The sequence below is a fragment of the Alteribacter salitolerans genome (assembly GCF_016901055.1).
Lineage (GTDB): Bacteria > Bacillota > Bacilli > Bacillales > Salisediminibacteriaceae > Alteribacter > Alteribacter keqinensis.
This window is the reverse complement of record NZ_JAFEUX010000003.1, coordinates 1-23,124: the sequence shown is the minus strand read 5'-3', so window position 1 is coordinate 23,124 and position 23,124 is coordinate 1. Positions and strand designations below refer to the sequence as shown.

At 44.2% G+C, this 23,124-nt stretch carries 20 protein-coding genes and 1 rRNA gene; 10 read left to right on the top strand and 11 right to left on the bottom strand.

Annotation, left to right across the window (positions count from 1 at the left end):
* Positions 1-39 precede the first annotated feature (39 nt).
* Both JSY36_RS06355 and JSY36_RS06350 read right to left on the bottom strand, forming a co-directional pair.
* Positions 40-882, bottom strand: a complete 843-nt coding sequence (locus JSY36_RS06355) for a ParB/RepB/Spo0J family partition protein (RefSeq protein ID WP_122900001.1) — start codon at positions 880-882, stop codon at positions 40-42.
* A complete protein-coding gene (locus tag JSY36_RS06350; RefSeq protein WP_205165755.1) occupies positions 875-1,636 on the bottom strand; it encodes a ParA family protein in 762 nt (253 codons plus the stop codon). The genes JSY36_RS06355 and JSY36_RS06350 overlap by 8 nt, the downstream gene beginning before the upstream one ends.
* 231 nt (positions 1,637-1,867) lie before the next feature.
* Between JSY36_RS06350 and JSY36_RS06345 the strand changes: the two genes are divergently transcribed.
* Complete coding sequence (locus tag JSY36_RS06345; RefSeq protein WP_122900006.1) at positions 1,868-2,146, top strand: hypothetical protein; 279 nt, start codon at positions 1,868-1,870, stop codon at positions 2,144-2,146.
* Positions 2,147-2,299: 153 nt separating this feature from the next.
* Here the strand turns inward: JSY36_RS06345 and noc are convergent, their stop codons facing one another.
* From noc to rpmH, 9 genes are all read right to left on the bottom strand, one after another.
* Positions 2,300-3,139: a nucleoid occlusion protein gene (gene noc / locus JSY36_RS06340; RefSeq protein ID WP_205165754.1), complete on the bottom strand. Its 840-nt coding sequence runs from the start codon at positions 3,137-3,139 to the stop codon at positions 2,300-2,302.
* 140 nt (positions 3,140-3,279) lie between these two features.
* Positions 3,280-3,996, bottom strand: a complete 717-nt coding sequence (gene rsmG / locus JSY36_RS06335) for a 16S rRNA (guanine(527)-N(7))-methyltransferase RsmG (RefSeq protein ID WP_205165753.1) — start codon at positions 3,994-3,996, stop codon at positions 3,280-3,282.
* A gap of 22 nt (positions 3,997-4,018) precedes the next feature.
* Positions 4,019-5,923 (bottom strand): tRNA uridine-5-carboxymethylaminomethyl(34) synthesis enzyme MnmG, encoded by a 1,905-nt coding sequence (gene mnmG / locus JSY36_RS06330; RefSeq protein WP_122900012.1) that lies wholly within the window; start codon positions 5,921-5,923, stop codon positions 4,019-4,021.
* A gap of 39 nt (positions 5,924-5,962) precedes the next feature.
* Positions 5,963-7,339: a tRNA uridine-5-carboxymethylaminomethyl(34) synthesis GTPase MnmE gene (gene mnmE, locus JSY36_RS06325; protein ID WP_205165751.1), complete on the bottom strand. Its 1,377-nt coding sequence runs from the start codon at positions 7,337-7,339 to the stop codon at positions 5,963-5,965.
* A 669-nt stretch (positions 7,340-8,008) separates the two neighbouring features.
* The gene (gene jag, locus JSY36_RS06320; protein WP_122900015.1) at positions 8,009-8,626 is read right to left on the bottom strand and encodes an RNA-binding cell elongation regulator Jag/EloR; all 618 of its coding nucleotides are present in this window, start codon (positions 8,624-8,626) and stop codon (positions 8,009-8,011) included.
* Positions 8,626-9,429, bottom strand: a complete 804-nt coding sequence (spoIIIJ, locus tag JSY36_RS06315) for a YidC family membrane integrase SpoIIIJ (protein WP_122900017.1) — start codon at positions 9,427-9,429, stop codon at positions 8,626-8,628. Before spoIIIJ ends, jag begins: the two co-directional genes overlap by 1 nt.
* A gap of 50 nt (positions 9,430-9,479) precedes the next feature.
* Positions 9,480-9,713: a membrane protein insertion efficiency factor YidD gene (gene yidD / locus JSY36_RS06310; RefSeq protein WP_205165750.1), complete on the bottom strand. Its 234-nt coding sequence runs from the start codon at positions 9,711-9,713 to the stop codon at positions 9,480-9,482.
* Between the two features lie 11 nt (positions 9,714-9,724).
* On the bottom strand, positions 9,725-10,087 hold the full coding sequence (gene rnpA / locus JSY36_RS06305; RefSeq protein ID WP_122900021.1) for a ribonuclease P protein component: 363 nt from the start codon (positions 10,085-10,087) through the stop codon (positions 9,725-9,727).
* Between the two features lie 264 nt (positions 10,088-10,351).
* Positions 10,352-10,489, bottom strand: coding sequence for a 50S ribosomal protein L34 (gene rpmH, locus JSY36_RS06300; RefSeq protein ID WP_026691795.1), 138 nt, complete (start codon positions 10,487-10,489; stop codon positions 10,352-10,354).
* Between the two features lie 1,065 nt (positions 10,490-11,554).
* On the opposite strand from rpmH, the gene dnaA reads away from it, so the two are divergent.
* The 9 genes from dnaA to JSY36_RS06255 all read left to right on the top strand — a co-directional run.
* A complete protein-coding gene (dnaA, locus tag JSY36_RS06295; protein ID WP_122900025.1) occupies positions 11,555-12,910 on the top strand; it encodes a chromosomal replication initiator protein DnaA in 1,356 nt (451 codons plus the stop codon).
* A 208-nt stretch (positions 12,911-13,118) separates the two neighbouring features.
* A complete protein-coding gene (gene dnaN / locus JSY36_RS06290; protein WP_205165749.1) occupies positions 13,119-14,261 on the top strand; it encodes a DNA polymerase III subunit beta in 1,143 nt (380 codons plus the stop codon).
* 800 nt (positions 14,262-15,061) lie between these two features.
* Positions 15,062-15,274, top strand: coding sequence for a S4 domain-containing protein YaaA (gene yaaA / locus JSY36_RS06285; RefSeq protein ID WP_205165748.1), 213 nt, complete (start codon positions 15,062-15,064; stop codon positions 15,272-15,274).
* Between the two features lie 36 nt (positions 15,275-15,310).
* Positions 15,311-16,432 carry a DNA replication/repair protein RecF gene (recF, locus tag JSY36_RS06280; protein ID WP_205165747.1) on the top strand — a complete coding sequence of 374 codons (1,122 nt, stop codon included), beginning with the start codon at positions 15,311-15,313 and terminating at the stop codon, positions 16,430-16,432.
* Positions 16,433-16,442: 10 nt separating this feature from the next.
* Entirely contained in the window at positions 16,443-16,739 is a 297-nt protein-coding gene (gene remB / locus JSY36_RS06275; protein WP_205165746.1) for an extracellular matrix regulator RemB, read from the top strand.
* 69 nt (positions 16,740-16,808) lie between these two features.
* Complete coding sequence (gyrB, locus tag JSY36_RS06270; RefSeq protein WP_183163904.1) at positions 16,809-18,719, top strand: DNA topoisomerase (ATP-hydrolyzing) subunit B; 1,911 nt, start codon at positions 16,809-16,811, stop codon at positions 18,717-18,719.
* A gap of 145 nt (positions 18,720-18,864) precedes the next feature.
* The gene (gene gyrA / locus JSY36_RS06265; protein ID WP_205165745.1) at positions 18,865-21,405 is read left to right on the top strand and encodes a DNA gyrase subunit A; all 2,541 of its coding nucleotides are present in this window, start codon (positions 18,865-18,867) and stop codon (positions 21,403-21,405) included.
* Between the two features lie 190 nt (positions 21,406-21,595).
* Complete coding sequence (locus tag JSY36_RS06260) at positions 21,596-22,684, top strand: HD-GYP domain-containing protein (RefSeq protein WP_205165744.1); 1,089 nt, start codon at positions 21,596-21,598, stop codon at positions 22,682-22,684.
* A gap of 340 nt (positions 22,685-23,024) precedes the next feature.
* Positions 23,025-23,124: ribosomal RNA gene (locus JSY36_RS06255) — 16S ribosomal RNA — on the top strand; the annotation flags it as partial.

Genomic DNA, 23,124 nt, shown 5'->3' with positions numbered 1-23,124 from the left:
AAAGACCACCGTCGGGGATGGTCTCACTTACGATCATTGTTATCCTTCACGGTCGAGTAACGTAAGAATCCGGTCCAAATCGTCCTCAGAAAAGAAGTCGATCTCAATCTTGCCCTTTTTCTTACCTTGCTTAATTTGTACATTCGTGCCGAAATATTTTTTCAGTGATGCTTCCCGTTCTCTGACAAATGGGGATACCTGTTTCTTTTTGTCCTTCGTTTCACGTGAAACGGCTACATTGACCTTTTGAACATATTCTTCGAGCTGTCTTACACTCAGCTTTTCGTTAACGACCTTTTGAATCGTTGCCGGAATCTGCTCTTTATTTTTTAATCCAAGAAGGGCACGGCCGTGTCCCATGGAGAGCTTTCCTTCAGCGAGAAACTGCTGGGCAAGCTGGGGAAGCTGAAGAAGCCTTAAATGATTGGCAATATGGGGACGGCTCTTACCGAGTTTTTTCGCCAGCTCATCCTGTGTAATCTGGAGATGCTCCATCAATTTCTGATAGGCTTTCGCTTCTTCCAGAGCATTCAGGTCTTCCCGCTGAATGTTTTCGATCAGTGCGATTTCCATCATTTCATCTTCTGTGAGCTGCCGCACGACAGCCGGGATCGTTTTTAAATCCGCTGCTCTTGCAGCACGGAACCGGCGTTCTCCAACAACAATTTCGTACCCTTTAATGCTTTTTCTTACAATAATCGGCTGAAGTACTCCATGCTGGGCAATGGACGTCTTCAATTCGTCAATTGCTTCGTCACTGAACTGCTTCCGCGGCTGATAAGGGTTCGGCCTGAGCTCACTGATGCTGATCTCATCGACTTTTTCTTGCTTTTCATCATCCGGAAAGAGTGCCTGAATACCTCTTCCTAGACCTTTACCCATTTGACACCACTTCCTTCGCTAGTTCTGTATATACTTCGGCCCCTTTGGATCGGGGGTCGTACGTAATAATCGGTTCACCGTGACTCGGTGCTTCACCAAGACGGACGTTCCTTGGAATAATCGTCTGGAAGACTTTTTCCCGGAAGTACTTTTTCACTTCTTCAATCACCTGTATACCGAGGTTTGTCCGTGCATCCAGCATTGTAAGCAGAACGCCTTCAATCGCCAGCTGCTGATTCAGGTGCTTTTGTACGAGCCTCACTGTATTCAGTAACTGACTGAGGCCTTCGAGAGCATAGTACTCGCACTGCACCGGAATAAGCACGCTGTCCGCAGCAGTCAGAGAATTAATCGTCAAAAGCCCGAGAGATGGCGGGCAGTCGATAATAATGTAGTCGTAATCTTTTGTTACCTGATCGATTGCCCGCTTTAATCTTACTTCCCGGGAAATAGTCGGAACAAGCTCTATTTCTGCACCTGCCAGCTGAATCGTTGATGACAGAATATGAAGTCGTTCCGTCGACGTAGGCTGAATCACTTTTTTTGGGTCTGCATCTTCAACAAGGACATTATAAATGCACTCATCAATATCACCTTTATCAATACCAACCCCGCTCGTTGTATTTCCCTGTGGATCTACGTCAATGATCAACACACGCTGTCCCTGGGCAGCAAGACACGCGCTTAAATTAACTGCAGTCGTCGTTTTTCCGACGCCGCCCTTCTGATTTGCGATGGCAATTACCTTTCCCATCTCGTCACCTACCTGACTTCACGTTCCTTTATTAAGTGAAACTGATTCTTTCTGCATGATAAAAACATTCTGGTCGCTATTTTCCGAAACGATCGAAATATTCTGTAACTCGTTTTATTTTACCACGAAAACCGCCGAAAAACGGAAGTACGGTTGAGAAAAATGATAAAATACCTATATAGATAATCAGGAAAAATGTCGACCATTCCTAGAAGAAAGGCTGATCAGACGATGTACTGTTTATGCGAAACACCTTTACAATCAATTCACCTGCAGTCAGACAGTGAGAATCCCCTTACGTGCTCTCACTGCGCAGCTAACCTTGAAATCGGAGAATTGACAATTTCCCCTCTCGTAAAAAAGGCCGTGATGCAGTGGGCAGATCATTACGAACAAGGAAAACTGACCACAAAAGAGGCCAATGACGCCGGACACCAGCTTGTCTACCGCCTGCAGGCAGCACTTGACGGCAGAACACTTGTGTTTTATATTCCCCTTCTGGAAAAATAAGACCCTTGTCTAAGGACTGCATAAAAGTGCAATCCTTTTTTTGGCTGATTAACGGGTTTGCAGTCGGGATTAACGGTTTAGTCCATTTCCCCAAAAAAAGAAAGCATTCGCCCTGTTTAAAAAGAGGCCGAATGCTTTTTTGTATACGTTCATTTACGATTTAGGAATACGGATTGTGAACTGATAGTAATCATCATTTTCTTCTTCGTTTGTATCCAGCTCCATTCCGGACTGCGCCACCATGTCGAGGGACTGGCGGATCGTGTTCATAGCCAGACGCATATCCCTGGAATAACCTTTACGGATCGGCTTTTTCTTTTCCGGTTTTGGTTCAATCATGCGCTTAACCTGTTCTTCAGTCTGCTTTACGTTCAGTTCCTCTTCAATAATCCGAGCAAGGAGTTTGATTTGTTTTTCATCATCTTTCAGTGAAATTAACGCACGTGCATGGCGTTCTGTAATCAAGCGGCCCATGAGGGCGTCCTGTACTTCCTGGGGAAGGTGCAGGAGTCTCAGTTTATTTGCAACAGTAGACTGCCCTTTCCCGAGTCGCTGAGCAAGACTTTCCTGTGTGAGACCGTGAATATCGATCAGCTTTGCATATGCCATCGCTTCTTCTATGGAGGTTAATCCTTCCCGCTGCAGGTTTTCAATAAGTGCAACGGATGCCGTCTGGGCATCATTAAATTCTTTTACTACGCCGGGAATCGTTTCCCACCCAAGCTTGGTTACTGCACGCCAGCGACGTTCTCCTGCAATAATCTCAAATTTCCCGTCCCGCTCACGGACGACAATCGGCTGAATAATGCCGTGGGTCTTGATCGTCTGAGCCAGTTCTTCAATTCGTTCATCCTGAAACACAGTACGGGGCTGGTACCGGTTCGGAACAATATCTGCAACGGGAAGCTGCCTTATTTCCTCTCTGTCACTCACTTCAACTTCTTCTTGTTGTTTTTCATTCAAGCCAAACAAGCGTGAAAACGACTGCTTCATGGCGACACCACCTTCTGAAAACTACCTTACTCCATTTCGAGAAAATCACAAGAGAATCCTGCTAGACTACGGGTAAAAATTACGCTAAAAATCGTGGTTTTTCACTGTCTCTTTTTCCGAATCATTCATTCAGTCGCGTTTTACGCCAGGGGCTGCTTGTTCGGAGTGCCCGGTTTTCGTGGAAATTTACCCGGGGTCTGCTTCACTTTTTTGATTTTAATAATGGATCGTTCACTTTCTTCCTGAGGAAGGGTAAATTGATTCGCTTCAATCAGTTCCCCGCCTAAAAGGGAGAATGCCTTTTTCGACTCGCTGAGCTCATCTTTTGCTCCTGCACCTTTCATTGCGAGAAATGTGCCGTCTTTTTTTACGAGAGGAATGCACAGCTCGCTTAAAACAGGCAGTCTTGCCACTGCACGAGCCATAGCCACATCAAAGTGTTCACGGTGTTCCTTTTTCTTACCGAACGTTTCTGCCCGGTCATGATAAAACGATACCCCTGTCAGATCGAGTTCTTCTGCCAGCGCGTGAAGAAATGTGATCCGCTTATTCAGCGAATCGACAATCGTCACGTCAAGATGCGGAAAGCAGATTTTAAGGGGCAGGCTTGGAAAGCCGGCTCCGGCGCCGATGTCCACTACTGTTTCAACTGAATTAAAATCATGGTAAAAAGCCGCCGAAACTGAATCGAAAAAATGCTTTAAATAGACTTCTTCTTTGTCAGTAATGGCTGTGAGATTCATGCGTTCATTCCAGTCTACGAGAATGTGAAAGTAACGCTCAAACTGAGACAGCTGATGATCGCTCAGAGTGATTCCTCTTTTTTTAAGCTCTTGTTGAAATTCTTGTACGTTCATGCTCTCACCTTTTCTGCTGACGTCAGGATTCAGCTTTATTTGATGCGTGCACTTTTTTTAACCGGCCCTGCTCCATGTAAACAAGCAGAACAGAGACATCGGCCGGTGTCACACCCGATACCCGGGATGCCTGGGCCATCGTAAGTGGACGTACTTCTGAAAGCTTTTGTCTCGCTTCCATGGCCAGTCCGCTGATGGACATATAGTCAAGGTCCACTGGAAGTTTCTTTGTTTCCATCTTCTTAAGACGCTGAACCTGCTCAAGCTGCTTGGCAATATACCCTTGGTACTTCAGCTGAATCTCCACCTGCTCCTGCACGTCTTCGTCCAGTTCCTTCTGTGGCGGTGTCAGCTGTGCTACATGGCTGTAGTTCACTTCCGGTCTCTTTAAAAGAACCGTTGCATTCATGGCGTCTTTTAATGGCGAAGAAGGAATCGATTCAAGGAGAGCCTGTGCTTCATCGGAAACTTTAATAGTAGTTTTTTCAAGTCGTTTAATCTCGCCTGCAATCGCTTGTTTCTTCTCTTCAAAACGGGCAAATCGCTCGTCTGAGATCAAGCCAATCTCGTGTCCGCGCTCTGTGAGGCGGAGATCGGCGTTGTCATGTCTCAACAGGAGACGGTATTCAGCCCGGGACGTTAGCAGCCTGTACGGCTCGTTTGTCCCTTTTGTCACGAGGTCATCAATTAAAACGCCGATATACGCATCAGATCTATCCAGAATTAATGGCTCTTTGTCCTGGACTTTAAGTGCAGCGTTGATCCCGGCCATGAGGCCCTGCCCGGCTGCTTCTTCGTATCCACTCGTGCCGTTAATCTGACCTGCTGTAAATAAAGAGTCGATTTTTTTCGTTTCAAGTGACGGCCATAGCTGGGTTGGTACCATGGCATCATACTCAATCGCATAGCCCGGCCGCATCATCCGAACCTCTTCAAGACCTGGAATGGTCTTAAGCATGTTCAGCTGGATATCTTCGGGAAGACTCGTTGAAAGCCCCTGTACATAAACTTCTGACGTATTTCTTCCTTCCGGTTCCAGGAAGATCTGGTGACGGGGTTTATCGCTGAAACGGACAATTTTATCTTCAATTGACGGACAGTATCTTGGTCCTGTCCCTTCGATCATACCTGAATACATTGGTGAACGCTGAAGATTGCTGTTAATAATTTCGTGCGTCTCATCATTTGTATAAGTAAGCCAGCACGGAAGCTGGTCCGTTATATATTTAGTCGTTTCATACGAAAATGCTCGTGGAACATCGTCCCCCGGCTGAATTTCCGTTTTTGAATAGTCAATCGTCTGGCTGTTTACACGAGGCGGTGTTCCGGTCTTAAAGCGGACCATCTCAAAGCCGAGATCTTTCAGGTTATGGCTCAGGTTTACCGACGGCTGCATGTTGTTCGGTCCGCTGTCGTATGCGAGGTCACCTAAAATGACTTTCCCCCGAAGGTATGTTCCCGTAGTAACAACAACCGCTTTCGAACGGTACTCGGCACCTGTCTGGGTCACAACACCTTTACAAACTCCGTCTTCAATAATGAGCTCTTCGACCATCCCCTGCCGCAATAACAGGTTCGGTGTTTCCTCAATGGTCTTTTTCATTTCATGCTGATACAAAAATTTGTCTGCCTGCGCACGCAGTGCACGTACTGCAGGCCCTTTACCTGTGTTCAGCATCCTCATTTGAATATGGGTTTTGTCGATATTACGGCCCATTTCGCCGCCCAGTGCATCGATCTCCCGTACGACAATTCCCTTTGCAGGCCCCCCGACTGAGGGGTTACAAGGCATGTAGGCAACAGCATCCAGGTTAAGGGTCAGCATAAGCGTGTTTGCGCCCATGCGGGCAGAAGCAAGCCCTGCCTCCACCCCTGCATGACCTGCACCGATGACAATAACATCATATTCTCCACCTTGATAATTCATGGGATTTACCTCCTTAATCAAACTTTCGTACACGTACATTTATTTTCCTAAACAGAACTGGGAGAACAATTGATCAATCAAGCTTTCATTCACGCTGTCACCAATCACTTCACCAAGCAGTTCCCATGCTTTTGTAATATCGATTTGAACCATATCTACCGGCATGCCTGCATCTACAGATGACAGGGCATCGTCAATCGTCCTGCTCGCCTGATTTAACAGAGCGATGTGACGGGAGTTCGACACGTACGTCATATCACCTGAATCAAGGTCTCCTTCAAAAAAGAGCTCCTTGATTGCTTCTTCAAGTTCGTCAATGCCTTCATCTTTCAAAAGGGACGTTGTAAGAACGGTGCGGCTCCCTGCCAGTTCCTTCACCCGTTCCATATCAAGCTTTGACTCAAGATCCGTCTTGTTAACGATGATGATTGAGTCTCTGCCTTCACTGATTGTGAGGAGCTTCTCGTCTTCTTCCGTGAGCGATTCATTATTGTTCAGGACCAAAAGAACGAGTTCGGCTTCACTTACAAGCTTCCTTGATCTTTCAACTCCGATTTTCTCTACTACATCTTCTGTTTCCCTGATTCCTGCAGTATCAAGCAGGCGAAGAGGCACGCCGCGAACATTCACATATTCCTCAATAACGTCACGCGTCGTTCCGGGGATATCGGTTACAATCGCTTTGTTTTCATGAACAAGACTGTTTAACAAAGATGACTTCCCTACGTTTGGCCGGCCGATAATAACCGTGGACAGACCTTCACGAAGAATTTTTCCCTGCTGGGCGGTCTGCAGTAAATGATTGATCTCATCTCTTACATATCCTGCTTTCTCCTTTAAGATATCCAGAGTCATCTCTTCTGCGTCGTATTCGGGATAATCAATGTTCACTTCTACATGAGCAACCGTTTCTAAAAGTTCCTGTCTGAGCTTTTGAATCCTGCTCGACAACCGTCCCTCTACCTGACTCATGGCCACATTCATTGCACGGTCCGTTTTCGCACGGATCAAGTCCATGACTCCTTCTGCCTGAGACAAGTCTATGCGGCCGTTTAGAAAGGCACGCTTTGTAAACTCACCAGGCTCTGCAAGTCTCGCTCCTTCATTTAAAGCCATCTGCAAAACCCGGTTTACAGAAACAAGTCCCCCGTGACAGTTAATCTCAACCAGGTTTTCTTTTGTGAAAGTCCTCGGCGCATGCATCACACTGATCATAACTTCCTCAATTGTTTCTTCTGTTTTCGGATCAACAATATGTCCGTAGTTAATGGTATGGGTGTCTGCTTCAGTGAGGGTACGTCTCCCTTTATACAGGCGGTCTGCAATGGCGATCGCATCATCTCCGCTGATTCTTACAATCCCGATCGCTCCTTCTCCCATCGGTGTTGAAATCGCTGCGATTGTATCAAGTTCCATTCCCCTTCACCTCTCTTTCGCTTCATTCATTTATTCGATCATTTATTGTTAATTGGGTAAATAAAAAACTGTATCCAAAATATTAGAATACCACAATAGCCTTTTTAACAAAAGGACAATAAAGGAAACTGAAGTGCTGTCCGGGCAGCAGGTAAATGAAAAAGATGTTTTTATCCACAGTATCCCTTATCAGCTTGGACGAAAATAAGTCAATATAACCGTTTCCACATGTGGGTAACTGTCCGGTGGTATCGTTATCCACACTATTTGTTTATACAATACAAAATCAGTGGGGTAAAAGCAGCAAAAGATGAGAGAGTTTTGAGAGCAATAATTCAGGGAGAAAAATTATGGAGAACTTCAGCCTGTTTTTGCAGACTTTCGGTGATTTTATGAGGAACTTCGGTCCGTTTATGCAAACTTCAGAAGCATTTTTGCAGAACTTCCGGCGATTTAAAGAGAATTAGTCATATTACGACAAATTACGCATGCCACCCGACCTATAAAAGGTGTCTCAAAAGGTCACAGTAGATTGGCAATGACTCCGCTCATTGCCTCGATATTGACCCAAAAGGTAAAAATCAACCTTTCGGGTCAACATCAATAAAAAAACCCGCCACACATGCAGCGGGTTTCCGTTTAAAAGTGAATTCTCAGGTGACTGGTTGATTATTTAGGTGTAACAACGATACGGCGGTTCGGCTCTTTTCCATCCGAATACGTGCCTACGCCCTTTACATTCTGAAGCGTCGTATGAATGATCTTTCTCTCAAGGGCGTTCATTGGCTCAAGACGGACCTCCTGTCCGGTCCTTAATGCCTTGTCTCCAAGACGGAGTGCGAGCTTCTCAAGAGATTCCCTGCGGCGCTCACGGTATCCTTCTGCATCAAGTACGATTCTTAAATACTGCTCTGAATTTTTGTTCGCTACAAGATTAACAAGATACTGAAGAGAATCGAGCGTCTGGCCTCTTTTCCCGATGAGGATCCCGATTTCCTCCCCTTCAATATTAAAGGAGACCGTATCCTTGTTCACTTCGTGGGAAACACTTGCCGTAACTCCCATCTTATCGATGGTTTCACGCAAAAACGTCAGGGCTTCTTTTAACGGATCCGGCTTCACAGCTGCTTCAACAACAGCTGGTTTGCCTCCGATGATGCCTAAAAAACCCTTTTGAGCTTCTTCAATAATACGAATATCAGCCTGTTCGCGGCTTACCCCTAGCTTTTCAATGGCCAGCTCGATCGCTTCATCAACAGTTTTACCTGAAACAGTCACTTTTTTCACTATTTCTTCGCTCCCCCTGTGTTCGGCTCAGCATTCTTATCTTTTCCAACATTCGGACCTGTAATGAAATATGTCTGAACAATCATAAAGATGTTACCGATAACCCAGTAAAGGGCAAGTGCAGCCGGGAAAAACGCGGCGAATGCCATGATCATGACCGGCATGATATACATAAGCATTTTCATTTGCGGGTTGTCTGTTACCATCATCATCTTCTGCTGAATAAATGTTGTTGCACCCGCAATCAGCGGAAGGATGAAATACGGATCTGCCATACCAAGTTCAAACCACAGGAACTGCTGAGGATCACCTGTATAGGAAGGGTCGACTCCCGGGTTAATCTGAGGTGTACGCATGATCGCGTGGTAAAAGGCAATCAGAATCGGCATTTGAATCAGAATCGGGAAACACCCTGCAAGTGGGTTTACTCCATGTTTCTGGAACAACTGCATCATTTCCTGCTGCAATTTCTGCTGCGTCTGCTGATCTTTTGCACTGTATTTTTCACGAAGAGCTGCCATATCAGGCTGAAGTGCCTGCATTGCCTTCGTACTCTTCGTCTGCTTGATCATAAGCGGTAAAATAAGTATACGAAGTAAAATCGTTACGATAATAATCGCAAAACCATAGCTGTTTCCTAATGCTTCAGCAATCGTAATCATCAACCAGGACAAAGGATAAACAAAATAGCTGTCCCAGATGCCGCCGTTTGTACTGTTGATCGGCTCATTAATGTTAAAACAGCCCGTCATAATGACCATTAAAAAGAGTAAGACTGACACTAATCCAAATTTTCTTAACACGATGGATCCTCCCTTGCTTTCATTGAAGCATAAAAATATCTATATCATTATCACACGGATGATTTGTCTTTTTTTTCAGGAACGGGGTCAATCCCTCCTGGATGAAAGGGTTGACATTTCACTATTCTTTTAACCGTCAGCCATGTCCCTTTTAGCGCCCCAAACCGTTGATACGCCTCAATTCCGTAATGGGAACATGTTGGATAAAATCGGCAGGTGGGCGGTGTAAACCGGGAAATGTACTTCTGGTAAAATCGGATCAGGCCAATAAACAGCCATTTCATTTTTCATGACCTCACTTCACGCTTCTGCCGCCTGCGGGTTTAATAATCTTTCCACGCTTCAGGACATGAAGCAGGCTTTTACGGACTTCATGAAAATTCATTTCTGCTGTCGGCTTTCTGGCGATAATCACATAATCCTGCTGCTTTTTCATCTGCGGTTCAACTTCACGGATCACTTCACGAATCAGACGTTTCACTCTGTTTCTCGTTACCGCATTGCCTACTTTTTTGCTCACAGACAGCCCGACACGAAAATGGTCATTTTCCTGTGTCTTTTTCTGATAAACAACAAACTGGCGGTTGGCTACAGAGAAGCCGCCTTTGAAAACGAGTTGAAAGTCCTGATTTTTTTTCAGCCGATAGCGCTTTTTCATGGGGATGTCCACCTTTGTTCAGCCGGGCATTTTAATTTTAACTTGAAAAGAGCCCGAATGACACTCAAATTTCATTATATCTAATGCACGCATGAAAAACCAGACAACGTAAGGCCGGGTTTTAATCAGGTGCACACATGAAAGATGGGAACAAGGAGCGTTCAGCCCCATTGTTCCCCTCATTACCGACCGCACTGATGTCATTGATCCCCCGTCGCTAACTCGATAAGGAAAAAAAGACCACTGAGCGGTCAGTGGCCTTTTTTAAGCAGATAGTACTTTTCTTCCTTTACGGCGACGATTCGCCAATACTCTACGGCCGTTTTTCGTACTCATGCGATTACGAAAACCGTGTACTTTTTTACGCTTACGGTTGTTGGGATTGAAAGTTGGTTTACCCATCTATTTACACCTCCTGGGAAATATCCATATAAACAGTCTTGTAAAGTATAAAAATTCCCGGGCTGAATGTCAAGGTTATTTCCTGAACAGAATCTTCCTTTTTAAAAAACAGTTCATTTTCCCCTGGGATCCAGTCAAATTTCTTCTCCTGAATTTTTTATACTCCATTGATCTTTATTAAACGCTTTTCGTAAAGGTTATTGCTCTTATAAAGGTACATTCTGCTTCAGGCGGACGCTTTCCGTGGGCATAACTTCAGTCGCCGAGAGAAAGAAGAGGACACTCAAAAAGAAGTCCATTTTCTTAAAACAGGCTCTTAAAGTTAGATGTTGATTTGCGCTCATTGCACGTTCCGCGAGCGGCTCGATCCTCAGCCCCTTGCGCTTCCGGGGTTTCCCCGGAACTCGCTTTTCCCGCAGGAGTTTCGCGCATTCACTCCAATCAACGCCTTTTCTAAAAAATGTCGTTGCAGCTCACACTTTTCATCCCCTGGTATAACCCTTGATCCGGGTCCCCAATCATCCACATTAAAGAAAGCAGAAATCAACACCGCTTTAAAACGCGAAGTCTTTCAAGAGTTCTTTTAATAAATGCATTGTACAGTACGGGCAAAAAATATGCTGTGGACAACTTTCTACATTATTTTCGTTTTCCACACAGGCCTTTCGACAAGTTTTACACATGATCTTGTGTTGTGGAAAAAAGAAAAACACAACCCGTGGAACTTTGTGGATAACTCGCGAAACTTATTGAGGGCGTTCTTCTTTTTTGATAATATATTCTTGTTTTTTCAGTGGAGAACCTGTGTTAAAATGATAACTATCCACAGCTGTGTACAACTTTGTGGATAGTTATACACGGCATCTTGATTGTTTTATCCACACAGGTGTGCACAACGTGTATTTCTGAGTTTCTACTATAATACTGTTTTTCCACATTGTATACCCATTAATATATATTCAACATTATTTCTAGCGTTATACAATTGTTATACAAGCTGACTTTCTAATAAAGTGGTCGGCTCATCTGTTGTGGAACAGAATGTAAGTTGAAGGAGGTAGACGGTTGGAGAATTTAAGTGATCTTTGGGAACAGGCCCTCAAAAATATTGAAGAGAAAGTCAGTAAACCGAGCTTTGAAACGTGGCTTAAATCAACAAAAGCTGAAGCCATTGACCAGGATACAATGACAATAGTGGCACCAAATGAGTTTGCCAGGGACTGGCTTGAAAACCGGTATTCCGGATTGATCTCAGAAACACTGCAGGAATTGACAGGAGCAGAGCTTCATGTCCGTTTTGTAATTCCAAAAGACGAGCAGGAAGAAAATCTGGATCTGATAGAGAAGATGAAGCAGCCGAAAAAACCTGCTGTGAAAGATGATAATGAAACACCAAAGCATATGCTGAATCCTAAATATACTTTCGATACATTTGTCATCGGCAGCGGCAACCGCTTTGCACACGCTGCCTCCCTTGCAGTGGCGGAAGCTCCGGCCAAAGCTTATAACCCACTTTTCATTTATGGTGGGGTCGGACTCGGGAAAACCCACTTAATGCATGCGATCGGCCATTATGTAATTGATCATAATCCTGATGCAAAGGTGGTTTATTTAAGTTCGGAAAAATTTACAAACGAATTTATTAATTCCATCCGTGATAATAAAGCCGTCAACTTCCGCAATAAATATCGAAATGTGGACGTGCTTTTAATAGATGATATTCAGTTCCTTGCAGGAAAAGAACAGACTCAAGAGGAGTTTTTCCATACATTCAATGCACTGCACGAGGAACGGAAGCAGATTGTTATTTCCAGTGACAGGCCGCCAAAAGAAATTCCGACACTCGAAGACAGACTTCGTTCGCGGTTTGAGTGGGGGCTGATTACAGATATCACGCCACCGGATCTGGAGACCAGGATTGCCATACTTCGTAAAAAAGCAAAAGCAGAAAATCTTGATATTCCTAATGAAGTCATGCTTTATATTGCCAATCAAATTGATACGAACATCCGTGAACTTGAAGGGGCACTAATCCGTGTTGTTGCCTATTCTTCCCTTATTAACCAGGACATGAATGCCGATCTTGCAGCTGTTGCATTAAAGGATATTATTCCGAACTCCAAGCCAAAAACAATTACTATTACAGATGTGCAGCGTGCAGTAGCAGAAAACTTCAACGTGCGTGTAGAAGAAATGAAAGCGAAAAAACGTACAAAGACTGTCGCATTTCCAAGACAGATCGCCATGTATCTCTCAAGAGAACTGACGGATAATTCACTGCCGAAAATCGGCGGGGAATTCGGAGGACGTGATCACACAACTGTCATTCACGCACACGAAAAAATCTCAAGGCTTCTGACGAGTGATCAGGAACTGCAAAAGCAGGTACAAAACATTACTGATCAACTAAAATCAGGCTGATTGCTTCTGTGCACATTGTGAATAACCGGTACAGGTTTATCAACAGCTTGTCCACAGGTGGATAACTTGTCCCTTCTGGGTTTTTTCTCACTTATCCACATTTACACAGCGCCTATTACGATTACTACGTTCTTTTATTCTTAAAAATAAATAATAAAACCGACTGAGATAAATAAAGATTCAACCGAAATGAAAAGAGGGGAAAACTATGAAATTCACTATTCAACGGGAACAATTTGTGCAAAGCGTACAACACGTATCAAAAGCCATTTCATCGAGAACGACGATTCCAATTCTTACAGGTATCAAAATTGATGCGTCAGAAGAAGGTGTCACACTGACAGGAAGTGACTCTGACATTTCTATTGAATGCTTTATTCCAAAAGAGGATGATGAAAACGAGTACGTGGAAATTGAGGAAGAAGGAAGCATTGTTCTTCAGGCAAAAGTATTCGCGGATATTGTAAAAAAACTTCCTGAAAACAAGATTGAAGTGACTGTGCAGGACCAGTTCGCAACGACACTGAAATCAGGTTCTTCGGTTTTTAACCTTAATGGACTCGATCCGGAAGAATATCCACGCCTTCCTCAAATTGAAGAGGACAGTGTGTTTAAGCTGCCGACAGATCTCCTGAAAAATATCATTCGCCAGACTGGCTTTGCTGTTTCCACTGTAGAAACAAGACCAGTGCTCACAGGTGTTCACTGGAAGATTGAAGACGGAGAACTGATTTGTACATCAACAGACAGCCACCGTCTCGCAATGAGAAAAGCGAAAGTGGAGACCAATACTGATGATCTTGAATTTTCAAATGTGATTATCCCTGGGCGCAGCCTGGGTGAACTAAGTAAGATTCTCGACGACTCTGAAGAATGGATCGATATTATCGTCACAGAAAATCAGATTTTGTTTAAAGCTGAGAACATCTTGTTCTTCTCACGGCTTCTTGACGGCAACTATCCCGCAACAGAGAACATGATTCCGACAACGTCTAAAACAGGACTGAAGCTCGATACTAAAGTTCTTCTTCAGGCGATTGAGCGTTCATTGCTTCTTTCAAGAGACGGTAAGAACAATGTCGTGAATCTGAAAACAATGGATAACGGACAGATTGAGATTACTTCAGTAACTCCTGAAGTTGGAAAAGTAACGGAAGATCTGCAAGCGATTGAGCTTACCGGGGAAGAGCTCCGCATATCCTTTAACGGGAAAAACCTCATCGATGCTCTGAAGGTTGTCGATTCTTCTGAAATACATGTAGATTTCACCGGGGCCATGAGTCCGTTTGTATTAAAACCTGTGGATCATGACTATACGCTGCACCTTTTTTCACCTGTAAGAACGTATTAATTCCAGAGGTAATAAAGCTGTCGGATCGGGCTGTAGCCTGACCCGGCAGCTTTTTAAAATCGCTCTTTTGAAACCGTTGTCGTTTGAAAAGAAGCTAGTAAAGTATATAAACCGGCCTCAGCTTTGTGATAAGGGAGTAAAAGAAGTCAGCATTTGATTTTATTTTGTTGTCTGAGCCTCTTAGGATTATTTTAGCAGCTCCAGGCGGACGCCTTCCGCCCTAGTGTACTTAAAAATGAGATTGTATTTTGTTTGGGTTCTCATGACTTTTACATCCTGTTTCTTCATGAAGAATCTCCTCTTTGCTATAAATAAGAATTATCGTCGGTCATAATCTACGGACGATCTCATTTTTAACTTTTGTTAACCTTCGTATTTTGTGAATGAGAGTCGATGTAGCCAAAATGTCCACAGACTCCTGCGGAAGTGGGGGCCGGGAGAGACCCCGCAACGAAGTGAGGAGGCTCGCCGACACCTCCGCGGAAAGCGAAGGACATTCCGGCTGCATCTACACCAACAGCTTTATAAATTGGTACAATCCCTTATCTTGATGGCTATGATCAGAATCCGAAAGCGTAAAAGAGCGGAAATCAACCTCCATGCTTAAGAAAACCAACGTAAAATAGATAGGGATTCATGTAAGTAGGTCGTTTTTACATGGAATATGTCGAATGGTTATACTAAACATACAATGAAAGTTGGCTAAATCGTCCATCTTTTAGTACAATATAGTTTGAGGCCATTTGCGTTTTTACATAATCAGGCGCAAATATCAGGAATCGGAAAGTGAGTGACCATCGATGGAAGAAGCGGTGAAAATCGAAGGTGAATACATGACGCTTGGACAGTTGTTAAAAGAGACAGGGGTCATTGATACCGGCGGCATGGCCAAATGGTTTCTGCAGGAATACATCGTTTACGTCAATGATGAGGAAGAAACCCGCCGAGGGCGAAAGTTATACCCTGGAGACATTGTTAGATTTGAAGGCGGCGAAGCGTTTGTTCTTGAATAAACGGCTCCCTGCCTGTGACAGGCAAGGAGGTTCAACGTGCAAATTGACGAGCTGACAGTCAAAAACTATCGTAATTATCCGGAAGTACACGTGACTTTTGAAAATGAAGTGAACGTGATCATCGGGGAAAACGCACAGGGTAAAACAAACTTGATGGAAGCCATCTACGTACTTGCAATGGCTAAGTCACACCGGACACCGCGGGACAAAGAACTTATACGATGGGACCAGGACTTCGCAAAGATCCAAGGCAAACTTACAAAAAGGACAGGCCCGCTTCAGATGGAAGTGATATTTTCACAGCGCGGAAAGAAAGTGAAGCTTAACCACCTTGAAAAGAACAGGCTCAGTGAATACATCGGTACGTGCAACATCGTCATGTTCGCTCCTGAGGATCTGAATCTGGTAAAAGGGAGTCCGCAGGTAAGACGGCGCTTTATGGATATGGAAATGGGACAGATCCACTCTCTCTATCTCTACCATCTGGCCCGGTACCATAAAGTACTGAAACAACGGAACCAGTTATTGAAAAACATGCAGAAATCCAGGAAAGACGAGGATTATATAATGCTGAGTGTCATCACTGAACAGTTGACAGAGTCTGCTGCAGAAGTGATTCAGAAGCGTTTTTCATTTTTAAAGAAACTTCAGCAATGGGCCGAAGATATACATTTTGAGATAAGCAGGGGTCTTGAAAAGCTGGAGATTAGATATATTCCCACATGTGACGTATCAGAAGACATGGACTTGTCGACAATGAAAAGTAAGATAACAGAGGCGTTTGATGATATGGGAGACCGGGAAGTGTTTCGCGGTACAACATTAATCGGTCCTCACCGGGACGATTTGAAATTTTTTGTTAACGGCCGGGACATACAGACCTACGGTTCTCAGGGGCAGCAGCGGACAACCGCTTTGTCGCTGAAGTTAGCAGAAATTGAATTAATCTATGAAAAAGTCGGCGAATATCCGATTCTATTATTAGATGACGTATTATCTGAACTGGATGATTACCGTCAATCCCATCTCCTCGATGCTATACAGGGGAAAGTACAAACGTTTGTAACAACAACGAGTGTGGACGGTATACACCACGAAACGCTGCAGAACGCCCGTTTGTTTTATGTTGAACAAGGAACGGTCAAGCGAAAAGAATGAGGTGGTTCATATGTTTATCCATTTAGGCGGAGATACGGTGATTCGTTCAAAAGATGTAGTGGCTATTCTTGATCATCAAAGCAGAGGATTGTCGCAGGATAACCAGGATTTTTTGACTAACGGGAAAGAACAGGACCACATTACACAGATATCGCCGGATCTCGTGAAGTCAGTTGTTATAACTGCAGAACGCGTCTATCTTTCACCAATTTCATCGCTCACCCTGAAGCGGCGTGCAAACGTGGCTGTGGACTTTGATGAAGATGAGACCGAAAAAGCGGAAAATAAAGATTCATCGTTTAATTGAAATCATTATTAACATTATCATTCCATGCAGTGCATCCACTGCAAAGAAGTGTAGGTGAAGAGTGTGACCATTGATCAACAGCAATCCTATGATGAAAGTCAGATTCAAGTATTAGAAGGCCTGGAAGCCGTAAGAAAGCGCCCGGGTATGTACATCGGTTCCACGAGTGTACGCGGTCTGCACCACTTAGTGTGGGAGATTGTGGACAACAGTATTGACGAAGCGATGGGCGGGCACTGTGATACGATCCGCGTGACGATCGGAGAAGACAACAGCATCACAGTTGAAGATAACGGCCGTGGTATTCCGGTTGGAATTCATGAGAAGATGGGCCGCCCTGCAGTTGAGGTTATTATGACTGTCCTCCATGCCGGTGGTAAATTTGGCGGCGGAGGATACAAAGTATCCGGGGGACTGCACGGTGTAGGGGCTTCTGTAGTAAACGCCCTTTCAACAGTGCTGGAAGTGGAAGTTCATAAAGAAGGCAAAATTCACTATCAGCAGTTTAGACAAGGTGTACCTCAGGAAGACCTTGCTGTTATCGGCGATACGGAAAAGCAGGGAACGATTATCCGTTTTGAACCAGACCCTGAAATTTTTACTGAAACGAAAACGTATGACTACGATATTCTTGCAAACCGACTGCGTGAACTTGCATTCCTGAACAGAGGACTGCGCATTTTTATTACAGATGAGCGGGAAGAAGATAAAAGTTCCGAGTATTACTATGAAGGCGGTATTGCTTCATTCGTAGAACATTTAAACCGTACAAAGGCACCGATTCATGAGCCACCGATCTTTTTGGAAGGCGAAAAAGACGGCATGACAATAGAAATCGCAATTCAGTATAACGAAGGCTTTGCGAGCAACCTCTATTCTTTTGCCAATAATATCAATACCCATGAAGGCGGGACGCATGAGTCCGGATTCAAAACAGCTTTAACCCGGGTAATTAATGATTACGCCCGCAGGAACAATATGTTTAAAGAAGCAGATCCAAACCTTGTGGGCGATGACGTCCGTGAAGGACTTACGGGGATCATCAGCGTAAAGATCCCGGATCCGCAATTCGAAGGTCAGACAAAGACCAAGCTTGGAAACAGTGAAGCCCGTACGATTACAGATTCCCTGTTTACAGAGCATTTATCCAAGTTTCTGGCTGAGAACCCTTCTGTTGCACGTAAGCTTGTGGAGAAAGGAATTCTTGCTTCCCGAGCAAGAGATGCGGCTAAAAAAGCCCGTGAACTGACCCGTCGTAAGTCAGCTCTTGAAGTTAGTTCATTGCCTGGGAAATTAGCAGACTGCTCTTCAAAGGATGCGTCTATTTCTGAGATTTATATCGTAGAGGGTGACTCTGCCGGTGGTTCGGCTAAACAAGGACGTGACCGTCACTTCCAGGCAATCCTGCCGCTGCGGGGGAAAATCATTAACGTAGAGAAAGCACGTTTGGATAAAATCCTGTCCAACAATGAAGTCCGGGCGATTATCACTGCACTTGGAACTGGAATTGGCGAGGACTTTGATATTACAAAAGCAAGGTATCACAAAATCATCATCATGACTGATGCGGATGTTGATGGAGCCCACATCAGGACACTTCTCCTTACATTCCTGTACCGTTATATGAGACCGTTGATTGAGGAAGGGTACATCTATATCGCACAGCCGCCGCTATACAAGATTCAACAGGGGAAAGTTGTGCACTACGCCTATAACGAGAAAGAAATGGAGAGGATTTTGTCGGAAATTCCGGATAGTCCAAAACCAGGTCTGCAGCGTTACAAAGGTTTAGGGGAGATGAACCCTACTCAGCTTTGGGAAACAACAATGGATCCGTCGAACCGGACAGTACTTCAAGTGACGATGGAAGACGCGATGCTGGCTGATCAGGTCTTCGAAATGTTAATGGGAGACCGGGTAGAACCACGTCGGGACTTTATCCAGGAAAATGCCCACTACGTGAAAAATCTTGATGTATAAAAGAGATGCAGTGGCCATGCAGTGTGAACCTTCACCTGCATGGGCTTCTGTCTTTAAATACAGAGGCTAACATGTTCATGTGAAATGAACAGCTGAACGGATCATACCGACCCGTTTGACTTAAGAGAAAACGGAGGTAAGCGCAATGTCTGAGCAAGACCAATCCAGAGTAAAAGAAATAAATATTAGTCAGGAAATGAAGACGTCCTTCATGGACTATGCCATGAGTGTTATCGTCAGCCGTGCACTGCCGGATGTACGAGACGGATTAAAGCCCGTACACCGCCGTATTTTGTATGCCATGAACGAACTCGGCATGACACCGGATAAAGCCTATAAAAAATCCGCACGTATCGTCGGGGAAGTAATCGGTAAGTATCACCCGCACGGTGACTCTGCCGTTTATGAAACGATGGTGCGGATGGCGCAGGACTTCAGCTATCGTTATATGCTCGTTGACGGACACGGGAACTTCGGTTCTGTGGACGGAGATGCAGCTGCAGCGATGCGTTACACTGAAGCAAAACTTGCAAAAATATCCATGGAGGTCGTCCGGGATATCAATAAGGATACAATCGATTATCAGGATAATTATGATGGAAGCGAGCGCGAACCGATCGTCCTTCCAGCGAGATTTCCAAACCTTTTAGTTAACGGAGCATCAGGGATTGCTGTAGGAATGGCTACTAATATTCCACCTCATAACCTGAATGAAGTCATCGACGGTGTTCTTGCCCTGAGTAAGGACCGTGATCTTACGAACCAGGATCTCATGGAATACATTCCGGGACCAGACTTTCCAACAGCTGCAGAAATCGTCGGAATTTCCGGCATTCGTAAAGCTTATGAAACTGGTAAAGGTTCGATTATCATTCGTGCGAAAGCTGAAATTGATGAAATTAAAGGCAAGCCGCGCATCATTGTGACGGAGCTTCCGTATCAGGTAAACAAAGCAAGACTGATTGAAAAAATTGCCGAGCTTGTGCGGGATAAAAAGATTGACGGCATCACAGATCTTCGTGACGAATCAGACCGTACAGGGATGAGAATTGTCATCGAGCTTCGTAAAGATGCAAATGCCAACGTTCTGTTGAACAACCTTTACAAACAAACCGCTCTTCAGACAAGCTTTGGTATTAATACGCTGGCTCTCGTAAACGGGCAGCCGAAAGTCCTTGACCTTCGTTCTGTTCTTTCCCACTATATCGATCACCAGATCGAAGTTATCCGGAGAAGAACAGCGTTTGAACTGAAAAAAGCAGAAGCACGGGCTCACATTCTCGAAGGCTTGCGTATTGCACTTGATCATATTGATGAAATCATCGCACTTATCCGCGGCTCCCAGACAACAGATATTGCCCGTAACGGCCTGATGGAAAACTTTGAGCTTAGCTACGAGCAGGCTCAAGCCATCCTCGATATGCGTTTGCAGCGTCTTACCGGTCTCGAGCGTGACAAGATTGAAGCCGAGTACCAGGATCTTCTTGCACGCATTCAGGAATTAAAAGCCATTTTGGCTGATAATGAAAAGGTCCTTGAAATTATCCGCGAAGAGCTTACTGATATTAAAGACCGCTACGGTGACGACCGGCGGACAGTCATTACACTGGGTGAAGACAGCTTTGAAGACGAGGACCTTATTCCGCGTCAAAATGTTGTTATTACCCTGAGTCACAATGGTTATATCAAGCGTATGCCTGTATCCACCTACCGAAGTCAGAAGCGGGGCGGGCGAGGTATTCAGGCAATGGGAACGCATACGGATGACTTTGTACAGCATCTGTTTATTACAAATTCCCATAACGTACTCTTATTCTTTACAAACAAAGGAAAAGTGTACCGCTTGAAAGGGTATGAAATCCCTGACCTTGGCCGGACGGCAAAAGGAATTCCAATCATTAATCTTCTGCAGATTGATCAGGATGAGTACATCAGTACTGTCATCCCGATTGAAGAATTTGAAGATGACAAGTACCTGTTCTTTATGACCAAACACGGTGTAACGAAACGATCAGTCTTAAGTGCGTTCGCCAATATTCGTAAAGTAGGGTTATTTGCTATCAATCTTCGTGATGAAGATGAACTTCACGGCGTGCGTCTGACCGACGGAGAACAGGAAATGATTGCAGGGACGAAGAAAGGGATGTCCATCCGATTCCACGAATCAGATGTCCGCCTTATGGGAAGAACAGCAGCCGGGGTTAAAGGAGTGACTCTCCAAAACGACGATGAAGTAGTCGGGATGGATATCATCCATGAAGACCAGGATGTTCTTATTGTTACGGAAAAAGGATTCGGAAAGCGTACCACTATTGAAGAATACCGCGTCCAGACCCGTGGCGGTAAAGGGATTAAAACATGCAATATCACTGACAAAAACGGTGACCTTGTTTCTCTTAAAGTCGTTTCCGACGACGATGATCTGATGATTATTACAACTTCAGGTGTTATCATCCGTATGCACGTAAACGAAATCTCCCAGACAAGCCGGAACACTCAAGGTGTCCGACTTATCCGTGTAGGAGACGAAGAACACGTATCCACTGTCGCCCTCGTTAACATCGAGGATGAAGAAATCGATGAAGATGTGGACGGAGAAGGTGCACCGGAAGAAGCAGAAGAAGATACACAAGAAGAACCGCCGGCAAATGAGACGGCCGATTCTGAAAGTGGCACAGAAGAATAATGTACTTGAACGCCCTGCCGGGATCCGGCGGGGCGTTTGTTTATATGTTGTCCTCTCATATTTAAAAGCGTTATAGATAGTTCAGGCAAAAGCAGATACAGAGCCGTATCAAAAGGAAAGATAGTCCGATTGACTATTGCTTCGTTTTCATATGGAATTATAGGTATGTAAGAACAAGGGGAGTATTCAGATGAGAGTAAAAATAAACGATTTGGTTCCGGGATGCATTATTTCAGAAGACGTCTATAAAAAGGGGACCAGCCCTCTTATAAAAAAGAATACAACGATTACTGAGAAGCACATTACTATCCTGAAACTCTTTTTTATTCAGGATGTCCCTGTAGAAGCGAAGCTGACAGATGGAAGGATATTTTCTCCTTCTGAAATAATTACAGAAGCAGATTCAATTCATAATCATAAAGAGAGTGTTCAGCCCTCTGCCAATTTTATTATTAATTACAAAGAAGCAGTAGCAGATTATAAGAAGCTCTTTGTAAAATGGCAGGGTGGGACAAAAATAGACGCATATGGAATTCGGCAGCTTCTATTAAAAATCATTTCCGAAAAACCTGAACCTGAAATTCTGCTGCACTTACATCGTCAGTCCACAGTAACTGACTACAACTATCATCATGCCATAGCAAGGGCTGTTCTCAGTTATATGATAGGAGAACGGCTTGATCTGCAGGAAAAAGATCTGGTACAGCTGGGGATCAGCGCTTTGATGGCGGATTGCGGAATGTCAAAAGTATCTTCCACTATTCTGTTAAATAAGAATCTCATGAAAGGTCAGTTTAAAGAAATACACGATCATCCACGATATGGTTTTTCCATGCTGGAAGGAGTTACGGGAGTTTCTGAACAGGCACGTCTAGGAGTCCTTCAGCATCATGAACGGGAAAACGGCAGCGGATACCCGAACAAAATAAAAGGAGACCGTATCCACCAGTTTGCAAAAATTATTGCAGCAGCAGACATGTACCATGCAATGACATGCGAACGTCCCTATCAAAAGAGGCAGCCGCCATATAAGGTTTTGGAGATCATAGGTAAAGAATGTTTCGGCCTTTTGGATCCTTTAGTAATCGATAAAATAAAATCACTGTTGATTAATTTAAAAATTGGAGAAAAAGTACGTTTAACAAATGGGGAAGAAGGGGTAATAGTATTTTTACAGAGTAATGAACCTACCCGCCCTATTCTACGCATGTTAACATCCAACGAACTTTTTAAACTCTCTGATGCCACTTCCCTGTTTATTGATTCCAAAGTCGATTAGCCATTTTATTAAGACTGTAAAATTATTTTAAAATATTTATTAAAAACTTCTTGTTTCCATGTGAGTCGCATGGTATATTTATATTCGTTGCTCAAGACAAGGCAACAAACATTTTCCAGTGATAACATAATCATCAAATTCTTCTTAAAAAAGATTAAGAAAAAACTTGACGGAAGTTAACGGAAAATGGTATGATAATCAAGTCGCTTCGGAAACAAGCCAAGCGCTAAACGAAAGACAGTGACCTTTGAAAACTAAACAAAAAGCCAAGCGAAACGTGGGATAATGACAAATTATCCCGTCAATGAATGAATTAAATGATGTCAGAGACATCAAACTTTCTATGGAGAGTTTGATCCTGGCTCAGGACGAACGCTGGCGGCGTGCCTAATACATGCAAGTCGAGCGGACTGATGGGGAGCTTGCTCCCCTGACGTCAG